At 36.5% G+C, this 18,647-nt stretch carries 13 protein-coding genes and 2 tRNA genes; 13 read left to right on the forward strand and 2 right to left on the reverse strand.

Annotation, left to right across the window (positions count from 1 at the left end):
- Window positions 1–40: 40 nt before the first annotated feature.
- The 11 genes from ESY88_RS15230 to ESY88_RS15280 all read left to right on the forward strand — a co-directional run bounded on the left by ESY88_RS15230 (window position 41) and on the right by ESY88_RS15280 (window position 10,779).
- Window positions 41–1,102, forward strand: coding sequence for an anhydro-N-acetylmuramic acid kinase (locus ESY88_RS15230; protein ID WP_147087531.1), 1,062 nt, complete (start codon window positions 41–43; stop codon window positions 1,100–1,102).
- Between the two features lie 133 nt (window positions 1,103–1,235).
- Window positions 1,236–2,462 (forward strand): Glu/Leu/Phe/Val dehydrogenase dimerization domain-containing protein, encoded by a 1,227-nt coding sequence (locus tag ESY88_RS15235; protein ID WP_147087532.1) that lies wholly within the window; start codon window positions 1,236–1,238, stop codon window positions 2,460–2,462.
- Window positions 2,463–2,472: 10 nt separating this feature from the next.
- Window positions 2,473–3,888, forward strand: coding sequence for a sodium:proton antiporter NhaD (gene nhaD, locus ESY88_RS15240; protein ID WP_147087533.1), 1,416 nt, complete (start codon window positions 2,473–2,475; stop codon window positions 3,886–3,888).
- A 406-nt stretch (window positions 3,889–4,294) separates the two neighbouring features.
- Window positions 4,295–4,990: a MotA/TolQ/ExbB proton channel family protein gene (locus tag ESY88_RS15245; RefSeq protein WP_189702618.1), complete on the forward strand. Its 696-nt coding sequence runs from the start codon at window positions 4,295–4,297 to the stop codon at window positions 4,988–4,990.
- Window positions 4,991–5,086: 96 nt separating this feature from the next.
- Complete coding sequence (locus ESY88_RS15250; protein WP_147087534.1) at window positions 5,087–5,482, forward strand: ExbD/TolR family protein; 396 nt, start codon at window positions 5,087–5,089, stop codon at window positions 5,480–5,482.
- Window positions 5,483–5,525: 43 nt separating this feature from the next.
- Entirely contained in the window at window positions 5,526–6,407 is an 882-nt protein-coding gene (locus ESY88_RS15255; protein WP_147087535.1) for an energy transducer TonB, read from the forward strand.
- Window positions 6,408–6,409: 2 nt separating this feature from the next.
- Window positions 6,410–7,627, forward strand: coding sequence for a bifunctional folylpolyglutamate synthase/dihydrofolate synthase (locus tag ESY88_RS15260; protein WP_147087536.1), 1,218 nt, complete (start codon window positions 6,410–6,412; stop codon window positions 7,625–7,627).
- A 254-nt stretch (window positions 7,628–7,881) separates the two neighbouring features.
- Window positions 7,882–8,655 (forward strand): DUF1206 domain-containing protein, encoded by a 774-nt coding sequence (locus tag ESY88_RS15265; RefSeq protein ID WP_147087537.1) that lies wholly within the window; start codon window positions 7,882–7,884, stop codon window positions 8,653–8,655.
- A 220-nt stretch (window positions 8,656–8,875) separates the two neighbouring features.
- Window positions 8,876–8,950: transfer RNA gene (locus ESY88_RS15270), tRNA-Val, on the forward strand.
- Between the two features lie 236 nt (window positions 8,951–9,186).
- Entirely contained in the window at window positions 9,187–10,416 is a 1,230-nt protein-coding gene (locus ESY88_RS15275; protein ID WP_147087538.1) for a site-specific integrase, read from the forward strand.
- A 281-nt stretch (window positions 10,417–10,697) separates the two neighbouring features.
- Window positions 10,698–10,779 (forward strand) — tRNA-Leu (locus ESY88_RS15280).
- 182 nt (window positions 10,780–10,961) lie between these two features.
- On the opposite strand, the gene ESY88_RS15285 is transcribed toward ESY88_RS15280, so the two are convergent.
- The gene (locus ESY88_RS15285; protein WP_449458196.1) at window positions 10,962–12,305 is read right to left on the reverse strand and encodes an IS4 family transposase; all 1,344 of its coding nucleotides are present in this window, start codon (window positions 12,303–12,305) and stop codon (window positions 10,962–10,964) included.
- A 201-nt stretch (window positions 12,306–12,506) separates the two neighbouring features.
- On the reverse strand, window positions 12,507–12,737 hold the full coding sequence (locus ESY88_RS15290) for a hypothetical protein (protein WP_147087540.1): 231 nt from the start codon (window positions 12,735–12,737) through the stop codon (window positions 12,507–12,509).
- Between the two features lie 553 nt (window positions 12,738–13,290).
- On the opposite strand from ESY88_RS15290, the gene ESY88_RS15295 reads away from it, so the two are divergent.
- Together ESY88_RS15295 and ESY88_RS15300 are read left to right on the forward strand one after the other, a co-directional pair.
- Window positions 13,291–13,962, forward strand: coding sequence for a dsDNA nuclease domain-containing protein (locus ESY88_RS15295; protein WP_147087541.1), 672 nt, complete (start codon window positions 13,291–13,293; stop codon window positions 13,960–13,962).
- 9 nt (window positions 13,963–13,971) lie between these two features.
- On the forward strand, window positions 13,972–18,456 hold the full coding sequence (locus ESY88_RS15300) for an ATP-binding protein (protein ID WP_147087542.1): 4,485 nt from the start codon (window positions 13,972–13,974) through the stop codon (window positions 18,454–18,456).
- Window positions 18,457–18,647 lie beyond the last annotated feature (191 nt).

An 18,647-nucleotide genomic window follows, 5' to 3' on the forward strand; every position in this document is an offset into this window, starting at 1 on the left:
GGTGTCTTATTTTCAATAGGAATATCTATTTTTACAGAATATGTCAAAGTCAGAATATAAGGTCGTTGGTGTTATGTCTGGGACTTCTTTAGACGGAATTGATTTGGCCTACGTCACATTAAGTTTTAATGAGCGTTGGAGTTTCAAGATACATACTGCTGAAACCATTGCCTATACCGAAACATGGTCGTCAATTCTGAAAAATCTCGTAAATCTTTCAGCAGAGGAACTTCAAACTATTGACAAAAAATACACTGCGCATTTAGCGGAAGCCATAAATGAGTTTATTCATAAGCACAACATCACAAGATTGGATGCGGTGTGCTCACATGGTCATACTGCGCTGCATCAGCCCGAGAAACAGACGACTTACCAAATTGGCAACTTACCAGAATTGGCCAATTTGACCCAACAAACCATTGTTTGCGACTTTAGAGTTGCAGATGTAAAGAGGGGCGGACAAGGCGCGCCATTGGTGCCAATAGGTGATGCTTTGCTTTTTATGCAGTATGACGCTTGCGTTAACCTTGGTGGTTTTGCAAACAAGTCTTCCGAAGTAAATGGAAAACGTATCGCTTATGATATTTGTCCTGTAAATATTGTCTTGAACCAGTATGCCAAATTATTAGGTTTAGATTATGATGCTGAAGGTGCAATTGCCAAAACCGGTTTTGTGCACAAGGCATTGCTCGCGCAGCTAAACCAACTGCCCTATTATAAAAAAAGCGCGCCAAAATCTTTAGGATTGGAGTGGGTAGAAGCACAAATAAAACCTGTCATTGCAGCGCATCCATGCGCTGTGATTGATGTTATTTCTACGTTTACAGAACATGCGGCCATGACAATCGCCCATACTATTGAAAAGGGATCAAAAGTGCTTTTCACTGGAGGAGGTACTTATAATGATTTCTTGTTGTCCCGCATAAAAACACACCAGGATTTTGAACTCGTAAAGCCTGCAAATGAACTTGTGGATTATAAGGAAGCCTTGATTTTTGGGCTGTTGGGCGTTCTAAAATTGAGAAACGAAGTCAATTGCTTGGCAAGCGTTACAGGGGCAAATCAAGATCATTCTTCTGGGCAAATTTGGTTTCCTAAATAAATACTTAAAATTTAATAATTCACACTTTTTAGTTTTTATATTTGTTAGTTTTACAGATTATTTACTAAGATCAGAATTTTAGTTTAAACATATTTTATCTTGAAACTAAAATCCATCAATTGACTACCACTAAATGAAAGAACTGCTTCAGATCTACGAAGATAAAGAACCTGAAATTATTTTTAATTGGAAAGATCCTGAAACCGAAGCCGAAGGCTGGACGGTTATCAACTCGCTTCGAGGCGGGGCCGCCGGGGGTGGTACGCGTATGCGCAAGGGTTTGGATATGAATGAAGTATTGTCGCTGGCAAAAACCATGGAGGTCAAATTTACCGTCTCTGGCCCTGCCATTGGTGGTGCCAAGTCTGGTATCAACTTTGATCCAAATGATCCTCGCAAAAGAGGTGTTTTAGAACGTTGGTACAAAGCGGTGTCTCCTTTATTGAAAAGTTATTACGGTACAGGTGGCGACCTTAATGTGGACGAGACCCATGAGGTCATCCCTATTACTGAGGCCAGCGGCGTATGGCATCCACAAGAAGGTGTTTTTGAAGGTCACTTTAAGCCTTCCATTGCCGATAAAATCAACAGGATTGGTCAATTACGTCATGGTGTGATCAAAGTGATTGATGATCCAAAATACTCACCAAACATTTCAAAGAAATATAAGATTGCAGATATGATCACCGGTTTTGGCGTTGCCGAAGCTGCAAAGCATTTTTACGATATCAAGGGCGAATCCATTGTTGGAAAGCGGGCCATTGTTCAAGGCTTTGGCAATGTTGGTGCGGCAGCGGCCTTTTATTTGGCACAGATGGGCGCTAAAGTAGTGGGCATTATCGATATTTCGGGAGGGGTGATCAAAAAGGAAGGGTTTTCTTTTAATGAAATCACAGACCTTTATCTCAATAAAAAAGGAAACACGCTCATAAGTAAAGATTTGATCTCTTTTTCTGAAATAAACGAACAAATATGGGCTTTGGAAACCGAGATTTTTGCGCCTTGTGCTGCATCAAGACTCATAACCCAAAGCCAAATTGACCAGATGATTGCAACAGGCCTGGAGGTCGTAACTTGTGGTGCGAATGTGCCATTTGCCGATAAAGAGATTTTCTTCGGAAGCATCATGGAGCACACAGATCAAAAGGTAAGCCTCATTCCCGATTTTATTTCCAACTGTGGGATGGCCAGGGTTTTCGCTTATTTCATGGAGCGTAAAGTGCTAATGACAGATGAGGCCATTTTTAGTGACACTTCAGAGACCATAAGGGAAGCGTTGCAACGCGTTCACGATAAAAATAAAACAAAAACAGGAATCAGTGCTACGGCGTTTGAGATTGCGCTAAGTCAGCTAATTTGATAATTACCCCATGGAAACCATTGTAATTTTAGTATTTGTATTTGGCTATCTTGCTATCACGGTAGAGCATAGCATAAAAATTGATAAATTAATCCCTGCATTGGTAATGATGGCCATAAGTTGGGCGCTCATCGCTCTTGGGATTGATAGTTTTACCCAATGGTTTGATTCTGCCAACCATGCGTTGGTCGATGGTTTTGCAAGTTTGGAACATGAAGGACGTTTAGAATGGATGGAAGAAACCCTTTTGCACCATTTGGGCAAGACCGCCGAAATTTTAGTGTTTCTTTTGGGCGCGATGACCATTGTGGAGATCATTGATTATTTTGACGGTTTTGCAACAATCAAGGGCTTCATCAAAACAAAGAGTAAAAGACGTATTTTATGGATTTTCGGCTTTTTGGCGTTTTTCCTTTCTGCAATAATCGATAATTTAACTGCCACCATCGTATTGATTTCCATTTTACAAAAATTGGTTCATGATCGTAATGTGCGTATCTGGTATGCCGGTTTAATTATTATCGCAGCCAATGCAGGTGGCGCTTGGTCCCCAATTGGCGATGTGACTACCACAATGCTTTGGATAGGTAAAAAAGTAACCACGGGCCATTTGTTTGCGTATTTATTCCTTCCATCCTTGTTGTGTATGCTGGTACCGTTTTTTATAGCCTCCTTTTTGCCAACTTTCAAAGGGAAGTTAGAAAATCAAAATGAGGATTTGACGCGGCCAAAAAACAAGTATAGTGCTACAATGCTCTATTTAGGACTTGGCGGAATTGTTGCTGTGCCAATATTTAAAAGCGTGACTCATTTACCACCTTACGTGGGGATGATGCTTGCATTAGGTATCGTGGCAACTTTTGCTGAAATTTACAGTAATACTAAATTTAGCATGGCCAGCTTGACCAGTCAAGATTCTGATGAAATCCCAGTAAGAGAATCACACAGCGCGGTTCACCATTCGCTATCGAAGATTGAACTGCCGAGTATCTTATTTTTCCTTGGGATTTTAATGGCAGTTGCAGCCTTGGAATCATTGGGTATCCTTTTTAATTTTGCAGGCACTTTGCAAGATACAGTGCCTACTTTAGGTACGGAAATGGCCGCGCCGGCAGGAGAAGTTGTTGTGTCAGATTTAGTGATCTTGCTTTTAGGCTTAGGCTCTGCGGTTATAGATAATGTCCCGCTCGTTGCCGCAAGTTTAGGCATGTTCTCACAGGGAATCGATAATGCATTGTGGCACTTTATAGCCTACTCGGCAGGAACTGGCGGCAGTATGTTGATCATTGGTTCTGCAGCAGGCGTTGTGGCAATGGGTATGGAGAAAATTGACTTTTTCTGGTATCTCAAAAATATTTCATGGTTGGCATTGATTGGGTTTTTATCTGGTGCTATAGCTTTTTTCTTTACGAGAACGATATTTTAAATCAATTTGATGAAGTAATGAACCAAATAGGTCATGATTGCAGTTGAGCCTTTTGGAGGCTGCAGAAAGACTAAAACTTCAAATTCGGCCACCTATATTTTAGGTCTAAAACCAATTTGAACAACGATGTGCAGGAAGCCTCTCTATAACATTGACAAACAGGGTTGAATGTTCAACATAAAATAACATAAAATGGTAGAGACCTTATAGCGATTTCAAATGTAGCCAAGGCAAACCAAGAGCAACAGGCCAATGGTTTAGTTCAAAGCTAGTCTTGGTTCTAAAGGCCAATTGTATTGAGATACTAATGGATACAGCCTTAATTATTTTTAAATATAATTTCCATTAAATTTAAACGTTACATCTATAACTGAAAAGTAAATAAACCAATCCAAATATTTAACCTATGCTTATAATGAGTCTGCTTCAGGATACTGCTGAAGTGCTTCTAGAAGAACAACCTGTAGAAAAAACCTTGTCGATCATTGAGTTGATCACTAGTGGTGGTACCGCAGGAATCATCATCATGATACTATTGTTCGTCCTTTTGATCGCTGCAATCTACATTTATTTTGAACGTTTGTTCGCCATAAAGGCTGCCTCCAAAATTGATGGCAATTTCATGAACCAAATAAAGGATCATGTGTCTAATGGCAAAATAGATTCTGCGCAAATGTTGTGTGCACAACAAAATTCGCCGGTGTCAAGACTTATCAATAAAGGGATTACCAGAATCGGAAAACCTTTGGAAGATATCAATACCGCTATAGAAAACGCCGGTCGTCTAGAGGTGTATAGCTTAGAGAAAAACGTAAGCGTGCTGGCCACTATATCTGGTGTTGCGCCCATGATAGGTTTTTTGGGTACAGTAATCGGGATGATATTGTCCATCTTTGAGATTGCCAATTCTGGTGGTCAAATAGATATCAAGCAGCTTTCCGATGGGCTCTACACCGCCATGACCACAACGGTTGGTGGCTTGATCGTGGGTATCGTGGCTTACATGGCCTACAACCATTTGGTGGTAAAGACCGATAAGGTCATTTATCAAATGGAAGCCAACTCGCTCGAATTTTTAGACCACTTAAACGAGCCGATTTAAAGTGGGCTGTATTCAGTTGGCAGTTTGCAGAAAGCAATCGGTCACTTGAAAATGTCCAGTTTTAAGAATGAGTGTCTAAAAAAATAATTCATATCTATGAAATTAAGAGGAAGAAATAAAGTCACGCCAGAATTCAATATGTCATCCATGACCGATATTGTGTTCCTGCTGTTGATATTCTTTATGCTCGCTTCTACTTTGGTAACGACTAACGCCATTGATATTGTGCTGCCAAAGGCCAGCGGAAAGACCGAAAACAAGCAATCGGTCGCAGTGAGCATCAAAAAGGATTTGACATATTATATTGACCAAAAACGAGTTGGCGAAAGTGTTTTGGAAACCCAATTAAAAGACATGCTGGCCTCCCAAGAAGAACCAACCATTGTGTTGCGTGCCGAGAAATCGGTGCCCATTGAGAATGTGGTCAAAGTGATGGATATCGCCAACAGAAATAAGTTTAAGGTCATTTTGGCGGTTAAACCAAATGACTAATTGAGAAATAATTCTTAGTAAAAGATCTTGTACTCCAAAAACCATGCGTTACCTAGAGACCAAACACGAACAAAATTCAGCAAAAATAACGGCCTTGATCATTGTGATCTTGGTGCTACTGCTATTTGTGGTTGGTACTCCTTATCTGGATCCTCCTGTAGAGTATGGCGTTGCGGTTAATTTTGGTAACTCGGAAGTGGGTACAGGTAACATCCAGCCTACAGAACCAGTTAAATCAGAGCCAAGAGAGGAAGTCACTAAACCCCAAATCAAAGAAACTAAAGTTGAGGAAGCCAAGGTGGAGCCAACAAAAACCGAAGCGCCTTCTGAAAAAGTATTGACTGCCGATAATGCGGAAGCGATTGCCATAAAGAAGCAAAAAGAAGCTGCCGATGCCAAAGCGAAAGCTGACGCAAAGGCGAAAGCTGAAGCTGAACGCGTGGAACGTGAAAAGCAGGAAGCTGCTGAAAAACAACGTCAAGCCGAGGAGGCGAAAAAGAAAAAATTGGATGCCTTAATCGGTGGCGTCAAAAAATCGGATGGCACTCAAACCGGAGGCGAAGGTCCAGGTGATGGTCCCGGAGACAAGGGGCAGTTAGATGGGAGTCCGTATGCGCCATACAAAGGAAATCCGGGTGCGGGAAATGGCGGTATGGGTTATGGACTCAACGGAAGAGGCAAGCCTAAATTTCAGATATTTGAAGGTTGTGAGAACGAATATGGTTTGATCGTCGTTGATATCGTGGTTAACCAAAATGGCGATGTCATTGAAGCAACTCCTGGTGTTCGAGGCAGTAATAACGCCACAACCTGTTTAAAGGAAGTGGCAAGGAAAATAGCCAAATCCTACAAATGGCCAGCCGATTCTAAAGCCCCTGTTCGTCAATTTGGGAAAGTGAGTATTAACTTTACGCCCACAAATTAGCCATGAATTATCAGGATACAGTGAGTTGGATGTTCCAACAATTGCCCATGTATCAAAATCAAGGTAAGGCTGCTTTCAAAAAAGACTTGACCAATACTTTGGTTTTTGCAGAGCATTTGAATCATCCAGAGCGCAACTTCAAATCGGTTCACGTTGCGGGCACCAACGGGAAAGGTTCTACAAGTCATGGCCTGGCTTCGGTTTTACAGGAAGCGGGTTATAAGGTAGGGCTCTATACGTCGCCACATCTCAAGGACTACCGCGAACGCATAAAAATCAATGGGAAAGAGGTTTCTGAAGCTTTTGTCATTGAATTCATCAAACAAAATACCGCATTTTTAGAACAACATAAACTCTCCTTTTTTGAAATGAGTGTCGGCATGGCCTTTGCATATTTCGCTGAGGAGCAGGTCGATATTGCCATTATTGAAGTTGGTTTGGGTGGTAGATTGGATTCCACAAATATCATTACTCCAGAGGTTTCGGTCATAACCAATATTGGTTTAGATCACGTACAATTTTTGGGGAATACCTTAGAACTTATTGCAAAGGAAAAAGCAGGTATTATCAAACCGAACATTCCTGTGGTGGTAGGAGAGACACAACCAGAAACCGAAACTGTCTTCCGAAGCACCGCCATACAAAACAACGCCGCTATTTATTTTGCAGACCAATTGATCAAGAGCGATTATGTTTCCGATTTAAAAGGAGCCTACCAAAAGCACAATATGAAAACGGTGCTACAAACCCTTGCCATCTTAAATCAAAATGCTGTTCCTGTTTCCGAGGAAACTATTAAAAACGGACTCTTAAACATCGTGAAAAACACTGGATTATTGGGGCGTTGGCAGGTTTTGGCCGAACATCCTAAAACGGTTTGTGATACCGCACATAACAAGGAAGGCTTGATTTACACCTTCAAACAAATCCAAACGGAAACATTTGAGCATTTGCATGTTGTTTTTGGTGTGGTGAACGATAAGGATATATCCGCAATTTTACCAATCTTGCCCAAAGACGCGCAGTATTATTTCTGCAAGCCTAACGTGCCACGTGGTCTAGATGCGGAACTCTTGAAGTCTAGATTTTTAGAAAACGGTTTTAAGGGCGAGGCCTTTGAAAGTGTGACTCAAGCTTTAGCGGCAGCCCGACGGAATGCTTCCAGAACTGATTTCATCTATATTGGCGGCAGCACTTTTGTTGTGGCAGAGGTCGTTTAAACTTTAAAAACCCTACTTTTTTAAATTTTTAAAAGCGGCACTTCAACGTATCTCAATCAGCATTCAATTGTCCCATCTTCAATATTAAACAGATCACTATTACTGAGACTTTTTTTTTCGTATTTCAATATTTGATTGTTTTTGAACCTGTTGTCGTAGTTATTTAAGTTGATATGATGCACATATTTATTTAATGTAATTAACGACTTAGAGGTAGAAGTGTATATTGAAGCATTCGAAAAATCAAGTGAATTATGGATAGCAAGATAAAAAAAGTTGCCAAGAGTGGTTATGTCTCAAAGGGCGTAGTGTATTTCCTCACAGGAGTATTGGCTTTTGGTGCAGCAAGCGGCTTAGGTGGAAGCTCAGAAGGAAAATTGGGTGTTCTTGAATTTTTACAAAAGCAAGCTTTTGGGAATGTGCTTCTGGGAATTATGGGATTGGGATTGTTGTGCTATTCGTTCTGGCGCTTTTATGAAAGCATCATAGATCCAGAGGATATTGGATCTGACGCTAAGGGAATAGGAAAACGTGTTGGATTTTTCATTAGCGCGCTTGTTTATCTTGGTTTGGGTGTTTTCTCAATATATCAAATTGTCAAACCCTCTGGTGGTGGCGGGAACAGCAAAGCAAAAATGATTCCTTTAGAGGTATTGCCTTATGTGTTTTATGCAGTTGCGGCAGGATTGGCACTTAAGGCGGTGTTTCAGATAGTCAAGGCTTATAAGGGTGATTTCTTGGGCAAATTCCAGTTAGAGAGCCTGTCTAATATCAATACAAGAAAAACCATAAAATGGTTGGGTTATGCTGGTTTAGTGTCGAGGGGTATCGTTGTTGCGATTATTTCATATTTCTTTTTTAGGGCTGCAGATACGGCAAGTACTCAAGACATTAAAGGAACTTCAGAGGCTTTTGCCTTTATGAGAGAGAGTTATGGGCCTTGGCTTGTTGCTACGGTGGCCATGGGCTTAATTTGTTTTGGCCTCTATATGTTCATCATGGCCAAGTACAGAAAGTTTCAAGATTGATATTAAAAACTAGGATGTTATCTTTTATATCTTGCGAAGCTAAAAATTGGTTTTGGACAAACTCGTTTTAATTTTTATAATCGACTAAAAATGAGTCGATAACAGTATAAATCCTCTTAGGGATGGCGCCTGATCTTTCTAGGATATTATTAATTTTTCTTTTATTAAAAAAAAGTTTTGAAATTTGAAAAACTAGACTATATTTGCAGACCAATAAATAGGGCAATTAGCTCAGTTGGTTCAGAGCACCTCGTTTACACCGAGGGGGTCGGGGGTTCGAATCCCTCATTGCCCACTAGAACAAAATCAGATTTTACTAAAACCCCGCAAACATCATTGTTTGCGGGGTTTTTAATTTTTTACAATAGCATATAAAATCAAATAAAACTATCTATTATGCTGCAGATTCGGGAGTATAATTTTTTAAAAATAAATGACTCCCGAATAGGTTTAAGTCAATGATAATCAGAAGTTGGACTTTTGTTTATCTCAGAATAAAGAAGTACTTTCAAGGTAAAATATACCTTTTGAATGTCGTTTGCCATATCCATTTTGTTTCATATCCGAAAAACAAAGACAGATTCTAATGATCTGGCCAATATTTATTGTCGTATTACAGTTGATGGTACTCGGTCGGAAATGAGTATTTCAAGAAAGATACCAGTAACAAAATGGGATGCTGCTGCTGAACGAGTCAGAGGTACATCGGTCAAAGCTCAAGAAATCAATTCGCTGATTAGAAGCATAGAAAATTTCTTTTTTGAGAATCATCAAGAATTATCGAAAAGCGGTCAATCGTTCACAGCTAAAGATCTTCGGGATAAATACCATGGGAAAAATCAGATTTACAAGTTAGCGTTAGAGCTTTTTCGAGAACACAATAATAAGATTCTTCGTTTGATCCCTGCAGGTGATTATGCACTAGGAACTTATAAACGCTACGACACCGTTTGTAATCATTTGGAAAATTATATAATTTCCAGTTATAGTATTCCTGATATTCCTATAAAGGATGTGGATTACAAATTCATCGAGGGTTTTGCCTTCTATCTCAAAACCGAAAAAAATTGCGCGAATAACACTGCACTCAAATATATTCGGAATTTTAAAAAAGTTATACATATTGCGCAAGCGCACGGCTATATCCAAATAGATCCTTTCATCAATTGGAAAATGAAAAAGAAAGTCGTTAACAGGGAAATTCTGTCAGATGCAGAGATCAAAAGATTGGCTGAAAAGGACTTTGAAATGAACCGTTTAAATCAAGTACGGGATATTTTTATATTTGCCTGTTTTACGGGTCTTGCTTATATCGATGTCCAAAAGATAAACCAAGATGATATTTTTCTGGGGGATGATGGCGGCCAATGGATCAAAATTAAAAGGACAAAGACAGATACGCCAAGCAGCATACCTATATTGGCTGAAGCACAGAGAATTTTAGATAAATATGCTAATTATTCCCGAGTTGAAAATGACAACAGATTGTTGCCAGTTGCAAGTAACCAAAAAGTCAACGCCTATCTCAAAGAGATTGCCGTGATCTGTCAGATCAAAAAGACTCTTACTTTCCATATGGCCAGACATACATTCGCCACAACCGTGACCCTGTCTAGGGGTGTTCCCATTGAGACGGTAAGTAAAATGCTGGGACATACCAATCTCACAACCACCCAACACTACGCTAAGGTGCTTGACCTCAAAATAAGTAAAGATATGCAGGCGTTAAAAGAAAAAGGTAGTCTTTTGATCGACGAATAGTATGAAGTTTGGTAAAACATTTCAATCTCAATGTTATAGATAAAAGGTCATTTTAACCAACCTAATTATCTGAATGGTTGCAAAAATATTGAATACTTAACAATAAAAATGGCGGTTTGGCGCAGTTCAATAGTGAATCAGGTTTCTGCCCAGAGATTAGCGCTAAACTTAGGACATAGCGAAATTTATACTGTTAAAATATTAAAATGCGGGCGTGGTGGAATTGGTAGACACGCCAGACTTAGGACATAGCGAAATAAAAAACGTTAAAATATTAAAATGCAGGTGTGGTGGAATTGGTAGACACGTTAGACTTAGGATCTAATGCAGCGATGTGTGGGAGTTCGAGTCTCCCCACCTGTACAAAAGCCGAAGAGAAATCTTCGGCTTTTTTCATTTAAAAACCTTTCAAAAAAGGGTCAGGTACAACATAGGTACAACATTTTGATATTTTGAAGGCAACATTTGTTTTAATGTCAACTGATTTTATTTGTTCTTAAATCCTAGTAATTTTCAATTAGAATAACTCAAGTTTCGCACTTAATTTAAGCTGCTAATTTACTGTTATTTGCAGGATCTGGTGGATAGGTCAAGAACGACAAAGATTCATTATAAAGTACTAACCTTCTTGCAATTGAGTTAATGTCTATATCCTTGACCAATAAATCCAAAACTTCCAAAATATCCACGATTGCCAAAAGCAACCTTTCATTGAGCTTATGTTCGAGGTAATCCTGTTTTATGTCCTTGAATATACCGCCAATGGTCTGATAAGCTTCCATCCTGTGCCTCAAGCTTATCAATAAGTACCGAACCATCGTTAGTGTGGTCTGGGCCACCTGCACGTCAAAATTCGTGGATTGGCATTTGCCCAGGCCCAACAATTGTTTGGCCTCTTTGAAGAATACTTCTATCGTCCAGCGGATGCTGTATATCTCCATGGTCTTTTTAAAACTCAATTTTGTGTTGGTGGTGATTATGGTGTGCCACGCCCCGTTGACGCCCCTTTTGGAGAGGAACACCTTTACTTTTACTCCATCGATCTCGCCAACATATTGGAAGTAGTACAGCTTTAGCGACCTTTGCCTTGACATTTTGCCCTTGCGCTTTCTGAGCTGTTTGATGGAGTGTTCCTTCCCATCTATGGAAAGCTTGCTGTTGTACTTGTACATCCCAATGACGTGCACCTTTTTATTAACCTTCAAAAGTTTGTTTATCAAGCTTATGGAGGTAAACCAACTGTCCGTCAAAATATAGTCAACCTCTATCTTACGCTGATTGATGCGCTTGAACATATCCACCAGCATACCCGTTTTTTTCGAGTTCAGCTCCCTAAAGCGTTTTACAACGGGCAGCCCCTTGCCTCTTTTGGTTTTCTTTTGCTGTTTGCGTTGTTTGCCCGTCAGGCCGTATTTGTTCTTTTTGTTGTCCTTGTTCTCCCTGTGGAAACTGAAATCCACGGGGATGAAAACGCTCCCGTTCCAGTAGCCTGCAACAAGGAGCTTAAAGCCAAAAATGAAGCGGTGGTTCACATGGTCAAAGGTCTTGGATAGCCCTTCTATTTTTTTGCCACGCTTCCCTATATCGGTATCATCGAATATCAAACATTTATGATCGTCCTCTGGCGTGGTAAAATCACGGTCGAGCGACAGGTAGCGTTTTACAAACAGCAAAAGCAGGTTGCGCCAGTCCATTTTCTGATTGGTCAAAGCCCTGTAATAGGTATCTTTTTGGGCTTTCACATCAACTGTGGACTTGCCATCGAAGACAGAGCCTATACTTTCCACATCCATAAAAGGTAGGGCCAGGATCAACTTTATTAACTCCCAAAACGGGACACCGGATTGTTTCACGGACTTGAAAAGTTTTGAAGTCTTGGGTTTTAGCAATATCTTTGTTTTGTAGCATATTTGTATTTTCTTGTTTGCACTTTAAAAATACTTAAAAACCAGGCCATTGGCAAGGTTTGTATGCTACATTTTTTCTTTTTTTACCCTAAAATCTCAGTGTTTTTAGGGTGCGAAACTTGAGTTAGAATAATAAATTCTATCGAATCATAACTTTTATTGCTTCTTAAGAGAAGTTTATTATCAAAAAATATGTACGCAAGTTAAACCCATAAAATTCTGTGTAGTATTGAATATGAGTTCTCTTTCTACTGCACTTTTGGTTTCTTCTTTATTAATAATCTTTAAGGTAATTTCTAAATCATCGAAACCTATTTCATTTAAAGGCTCAATAAGAATCTTGTCAGTATATAGTTTAAATTCTGCTCTGTCTAAAACTAATAGAACGTCAATTGTAAATGTTAGATATTCCATACTGTCTATAGCTTTGAAAAGACTATAATTCTCAAAAGTCTGTCGAAGTGGAAAATGGATGTGATCTTTAAATAACTTCTTGCCTATGAGTTTTAAAAATTTATAGGCATTATCAGAGAATGAGTATTTATTGTAATTAGTTAAGTCATTATCTAAATAGTATTTAGAAGACTATCTACGATACGTTGGGCATGGGGTATGCGTTCATTAGAATCGTATTCACTGGCCTTGTTAATAGAAATTTCCAACTCGTGATCATCAAATTCGTCAGGAATGTAACTTTTCTATATTTTTTCAGAAAGGATAAATAGCGTAAGACCTTCCTTTTTACTTGAGATTAGCCTATCATAGAAATCGTTTAAATCTTGTAATTTTTATCGATGGTGATTGTTTTTGACTTTTAAGTAAGATAATAATTATTAAAAAAAATGTCTCCCAAAAACTTTCATTTTTTATTGTAACCCACATATTCAATGTCAAATTTACTATTTTGTAATTTAATAAAAATAAACCCTTATAATGCTCAAACACGCACGACATAACTACAGCAACTATGGCATATCCAGACGGTAGCGCTACCCATATAGGTGTTGAGTATCAATGTTGGTTTTTGGCTTTACAAATCTCCTTTAGCTTTTTTGAGCCAGATAGGATTATTTATCCTGAAGCATTTATCACTGATGTAAGTATTATTGATGATATAAAGGTGGTGGAAAATGGGGTAACAACATTTTATAATGTAAAGCATATATCGCCAGCTAAAAGTATGCATTGGAATATTAGTGAATTAGTTTCCAATTGTGTGGTAAAACACATTAAGCAACAATATGAAGTTGATCGGAAAGCTAAGATTGTATTTGTATCCCAAAGTGATTGCTATTTAATAACAGAAGTCTTTCAACGTGCAGTAAATGCTATTACAGTTAACGATTTGGATATGGTGCTTGCATCAAAAAGATGTATAGAAAATTGGGAAAGTGCTAAAGAAGTTTTCGATTACGATGACCAAACCTTACTTGGACTAGCGCAAAATGTTTCTATGAGATGTTTGCCACTCTATGAAATTAAAAAACTAATCGAGCATCGTTTCACAACATTAGGTCATCATAAGAATTTGGCGAATCTATTTGTGGCAAAAAGTTTAGAATGTTCGGGTCGAAAAACTAGGATAACAAAAGGGCTAATTAATGGATGGTTACTTGAATGTGGCATCAATTTTAAATAAATTCGATAAATGAAACAAGATTTATATGCTAATAGAGCGTTAGATTTCAATAAGCTAGATCATAGGGAGTTTGAAGAGGTGGTGTATCATTATTTTAAGGATCAGATTGATAAAGATCTGTATTATGGAATTTATGATAACGTAGAGCTTTCTTCTAGTGTTGGAGAACGTGGAGCTGATGCTATGCTTTTTCTAGATGGAAAAATAACGGGCATAGTGCAATGCAAAAAGTATAAATCCAATCTAACAATAGATTTGGTATTATCAGAGATTATAAAATTTTTATTATACCACATTTTAGAAACTCAATTATCCAATAAAAATACCTCTTCTTTAATCAACGACATCAAAGATTTTAGCTACTACTTTGTTGTATCAAAAGATTTTACCCAAGCTACAAAATTACTTTTGGCTAGTTTCAATCAAAAATGGTCTACAAAGAACATTCCCTCAATTATTTCTAAGGTTACTTCTGTTAAATCTTTTGAAAAATTAAATATTGAGAAAGCCCAAGAGCAATTAAAAGAACTTCTTAATTCCATAAATGTAGTGCCGATAACAGCAGTAGATTTAGATCCTATAGTACGAATTAATCCTTATTTAAAAAACCGATATTTCTCACCGCAATCGTTAGTTGGCAAAGAACAAAAAGATATTTTTATAAAACAGAATAACACTAATGAAGATGATTCTATTAGCAAGGAGTTTGCAGTTAAAAAAACTGAGTTAATTTCAAATGACATAACACGAGTAAAATCTTTTTTTGGCAAGAACGAATTGCTTAAAATCAAGCGTGCCGAGACAGAAGAAATTTTTGAATGGATACAACAAAAGCCTAAAGAAAATGAATTGAACATAGCTGTCGTTGCTGGTAATGCAGGAATGGGCAAATCAGTGATTCTATCTCAACTCTATTCTAAACTAAAGTCTGAAAATATTCCTGTAATCTCTTTAAAAGCTGATAGATTAATATTTAATTCGATTAAGGATTTAGAATCCGAATATAATCTCGATGTAAGTTTTGAAAAATTATTTGATAGACTTATTGAATCTGATAAGACAGGAGTTCTTTTAATTGATCAGATAGATGCTTTATCTCAAGCTTTATCATCAGACTTAAAACCACTAAAGTTCTACGATAATCTTATACAGAGGTTTACAAGCCATCCAAAAGTAAAAATTGTTATCTCTACTAGAATTTATGACCTTAATTATGATCCTATTATATCTAATTACAAGGGAAAGAAAAGTTTTATAATTAGGGCGCTTAAAAGAGATGTTCTAATCGATGTGTTAAAACGCTCTGGAATTGAGAAGGTAGGACAATTTACAGAAGCTTTTCTAGAATTAATTGCTGTTCCTTTACATCTTGATGTGTTCTTAAAGGTTTACTCAGAAAGTCTTAAGGTCAAAGAAATTAAGAGTCTTCAAGATTTGTATTCGCAATTATGGAAACAGAAAATTTTGGAAGCAAAGCGTTTTAATATAACTGCTGTAAACCCAGAAAATCTATCTGATTTTATATTTAAAGTAGCTTTAAAAATGTACGATCTTCAAGAAATAAATTTAGATGCTAGATTATTTGAAGACCAATATTTTAAAGAGATAAAATTTCTAAAATCAGAAGGTATCCTTGTTGACGCTAAAAACATTGAGTTTTTTCATCAATCGTTCTTTGATTATGCCTATGCAAGAAACTTTATAAACGGAGAAAAAGATTTACTCACAGATATCCTAAATAGACATCAAGGATTGTTTGTAAGATCAAAAATTAAACAAATCCTAAATTATAAAAGTAGTGTATTGCATCATGAATATGTGAGTGATGTCAATAAAATTTTGCAACATAAAGAGGTTCGTTTTCATATTAAGCTATTAATCCTGCAAGAAATTGCATTTCAAGAAAGCCCAACTATTGCCGAGCAAAACACTGTTGAACACATAGTATTTGCAGATGATGAATTAAAAAGTGCCTTTAATACATCACTTATGGATCAAGGATGGTTATCGTTTTTTATTAATAGGGATATTTTTAGAGAAGATATTGAAAATAATAATGATGAGCTAAAAACTCAAATAACAAGTTCTTTAAGACGAGTTGCTTTAGCTGAGAATAATGAGAATTTACTCAAGTACTACAAAACTTTAAAAGATTCTTCCATCAAAGATGAGTTAATAATAGATTATCTATGGCAAATAGGCGAGGTTAAAAGTGAACTTGCAATAGAATTAATTGAAAATGTTTTTAGCCGAAAAAAAGAATACTCAAAGCAATACTGGTTTTATAGTATCCTAGAAAACACATCAACAAATTTTCCAACATGGACAGCCAAAAACCTACGTGAGCATATTGATATTGTTAAAGGGACAGATATAAATGACGATAAAAATTATTTCTACACACAACATTTAGGCGGTCGGATATATGAAAAGCTTTGGGCGAAACACCCAGATGTTGCCTATACACTAGTAAAAGATGTTATAACTGAAATTATATCAAAACGTAAATTTGAAAGAAATGGCATTATAGAACTAGATTCAGCCTTTCTATTATATGATAGAAAAAACCTTGATTTGTATAAGCATAATAAGCAATTAGATATTCTTCAAACTTATCTCGAAGGTAAATTCATAACCGATCCGAATTTTGTAAGAGATGAAGTAAATAAATATCTTGATTCTAATAGAATTGTATATATAATAATTGGTTTTAGTATCATCTTTAAATATCCTAAAGAGTTTAAAAACGAAGCGTATCCTTTTTTCTCAGATACCACAAAGCTTGAGGAATTATATAGTTTAAACCGATATTTGAATTATATGATGTTAGAGGTATTTGGTCAAATGTATCATGTGCTAAATGATGAAGAAAAAAATAAAATAGAAGATATATTATTATCAAACTTTAGAAAAAGAGTTGAATTACGAGTTATTATAAATGATGATGGCTCTAAAAGGAAAAATAAATATTACGGAATAGGTAAGTATGAATTACTTAATTCTATAAATGATAAAGGCAAGATGCCAAAGCATTTAAAAAAGGATTATTTAGAGTTATTTCGAAAATTTGGAGCTATTAAAAACGAAGAGCCTGAAGGCACGGTAGTTTTTGTCAATAGAGACCCGCTAGGTAATCCTGAATATGACAAATTCTCCCTAGAAGACTGGCGAAATAGTTTTAAAACCTACACCCATACAAATAAAAATTACAACAGTTGGAATCAACCAGCAGAATATGAACACGGTCGAAAATTTGTAACAGTTGTCTCAGAAGAACCGAATAAATTCATTGATTTCGTGTATAATATAATTGATGATAGCGAAATATCAAATACATATATAGTAAAAGCACTTGAAGGATTAAAAGAAGGTGGAATTGATGTAGATAAGCTTAAGGATGTATTTCTTTATGCAATAAATCAAAGAAAATATGAAAAAGAAAATACACTTTATCTAATTTGGGTAACACGATATTTTACAGATAAAAAAAAGGTGTACCCAGAAATATTAGATTATTTAAAACTACAGATTGTTTCAGGAGATGAGGGTAGAGAAAATTTAAATGATGCTTTATCAACAGGGATTAATTCAATAAGAGGCGCTGCTGCCAGCAGTCTTGTAGATTATAGTTTTTCTAACAAGACATTTAATTTTGTTTGTGAAACGCTTCAATTATTGGTGGATAATTCTCGTCCATCCACAAGAGCTTCTGCTATCTATAAATTACAATATTTATTAAAATACGGTAAGGAGGAAATTTTAAATCTATTTTTAGGATTAGCTAAAGATTATGATGCAGGTGTATTAAAAATATCGATTAATCCGCTGCAATATTTAGTTCACTACAATTTTGAAAGGTTGATTCCATTCTTTGAAAGCGCTTTACAAGTCAAGGAGTCTAATAAAGAAATAGGTAAATTAATAACTATAGGTTATTGTAATAACTATGTTGAAGCTGATGATTTATTAGAATCATTTTTAAAACATAATGAGCCAAATAGTATAATAAAAACAGCTTTTGAGTTTATCGAAAATGGACATAAAGTTGAAATGGCACTCACACTTGTAATGAGATTTTTAGACTTAGAATCTAAAGAAGTTGGAGAGATTTATAATAGAGCATTCTTTCATTTGAAACCAAAACAGTTTAAAAAATTACGTACTTTTCTTTTTGAATATGTTGAATCTTCCGTAGGAAAATGGAGAGAGTACCCTTTTTATGATTTCTTATTAGAATGTTCAGGAGAACACTATGATGATTGTATAAATTTAGCCAGAGAATATAAAAATCATTACGAACCAAATGTTACCCAAAGAGGATTACAAAACGCTCCTTTAAAAGTAATAATTAGCTCATACAATGCAGTGAGAGAATATGACAAATCAAATCCTATTTTAGATAAAGCGATGGATATTTTTGATGATATGCTAAAGAACGAAGATTATATAAACGCTTCGGCTCATCAAATTTTAAAAGATGTTGATTCTTATTAAATACTAAATTACCAATCGTACAGGGCTAAATTTTATATTACACTAACGTATAGCGCTTTGAAAAAATTATGAACTAAAATTAGGGAATATTATACTATCACCTTAAATCCGCAAGTTCCTAATTTGCTTTTTTGAAATTTATTCTTTAGGTCAAAAACCGTCATTTCAGACCAGCTTTCAGTTGTTTTTTG

Source organism: Subsaximicrobium wynnwilliamsii (assembly GCF_007997225.1).
Lineage (GTDB): Bacteria > Bacteroidota > Bacteroidia > Flavobacteriales > Flavobacteriaceae > Psychroserpens > Psychroserpens wynnwilliamsii.

Excerpts from the sequence above, each read along its gene's own strand:
- ESY88_RS15230 (WP_147087531.1), top strand. The coding sequence starts at position 41 with ATGTCAAAGTCAGAATATAAGGTCGTTGGTGTTATGTCTGGGACTTCT.
- ESY88_RS15235 (WP_147087532.1), top strand. The coding sequence starts at position 1,236 with ATGAAAGAACTGCTTCAGATCTACGAAGATAAAGAACCTGAAATTATT.
- nhaD (WP_147087533.1), top strand. The coding sequence starts at position 2,473 with ATGGAAACCATTGTAATTTTAGTATTTGTATTTGGCTATCTTGCTATC.
- ESY88_RS15245 (WP_189702618.1), top strand. The coding sequence starts at position 4,295 with ATGCTTATAATGAGTCTGCTTCAGGATACTGCTGAAGTGCTTCTAGAA.
- ESY88_RS15250 (WP_147087534.1), top strand. The coding sequence starts at position 5,087 with ATGAAATTAAGAGGAAGAAATAAAGTCACGCCAGAATTCAATATGTCA.
- ESY88_RS15255 (WP_147087535.1), top strand. The coding sequence starts at position 5,526 with ATGCGTTACCTAGAGACCAAACACGAACAAAATTCAGCAAAAATAACG.
- ESY88_RS15260 (WP_147087536.1), top strand. The coding sequence starts at position 6,410 with ATGAATTATCAGGATACAGTGAGTTGGATGTTCCAACAATTGCCCATG.
- ESY88_RS15265 (WP_147087537.1), top strand. The coding sequence starts at position 7,882 with ATGGATAGCAAGATAAAAAAAGTTGCCAAGAGTGGTTATGTCTCAAAG.
- ESY88_RS15275 (WP_147087538.1), top strand. The coding sequence starts at position 9,187 with ATGTCGTTTGCCATATCCATTTTGTTTCATATCCGAAAAACAAAGACA.
- ESY88_RS15290 (WP_147087540.1), bottom strand. The coding sequence starts at position 12,737 with ATGGAATATCTAACATTTACAATTGACGTTCTATTAGTTTTAGACAGA.
- ESY88_RS15295 (WP_147087541.1), top strand. The coding sequence starts at position 13,291 with ATGGCATATCCAGACGGTAGCGCTACCCATATAGGTGTTGAGTATCAA.
- ESY88_RS15300 (WP_147087542.1), top strand. The coding sequence starts at position 13,972 with ATGAAACAAGATTTATATGCTAATAGAGCGTTAGATTTCAATAAGCTA.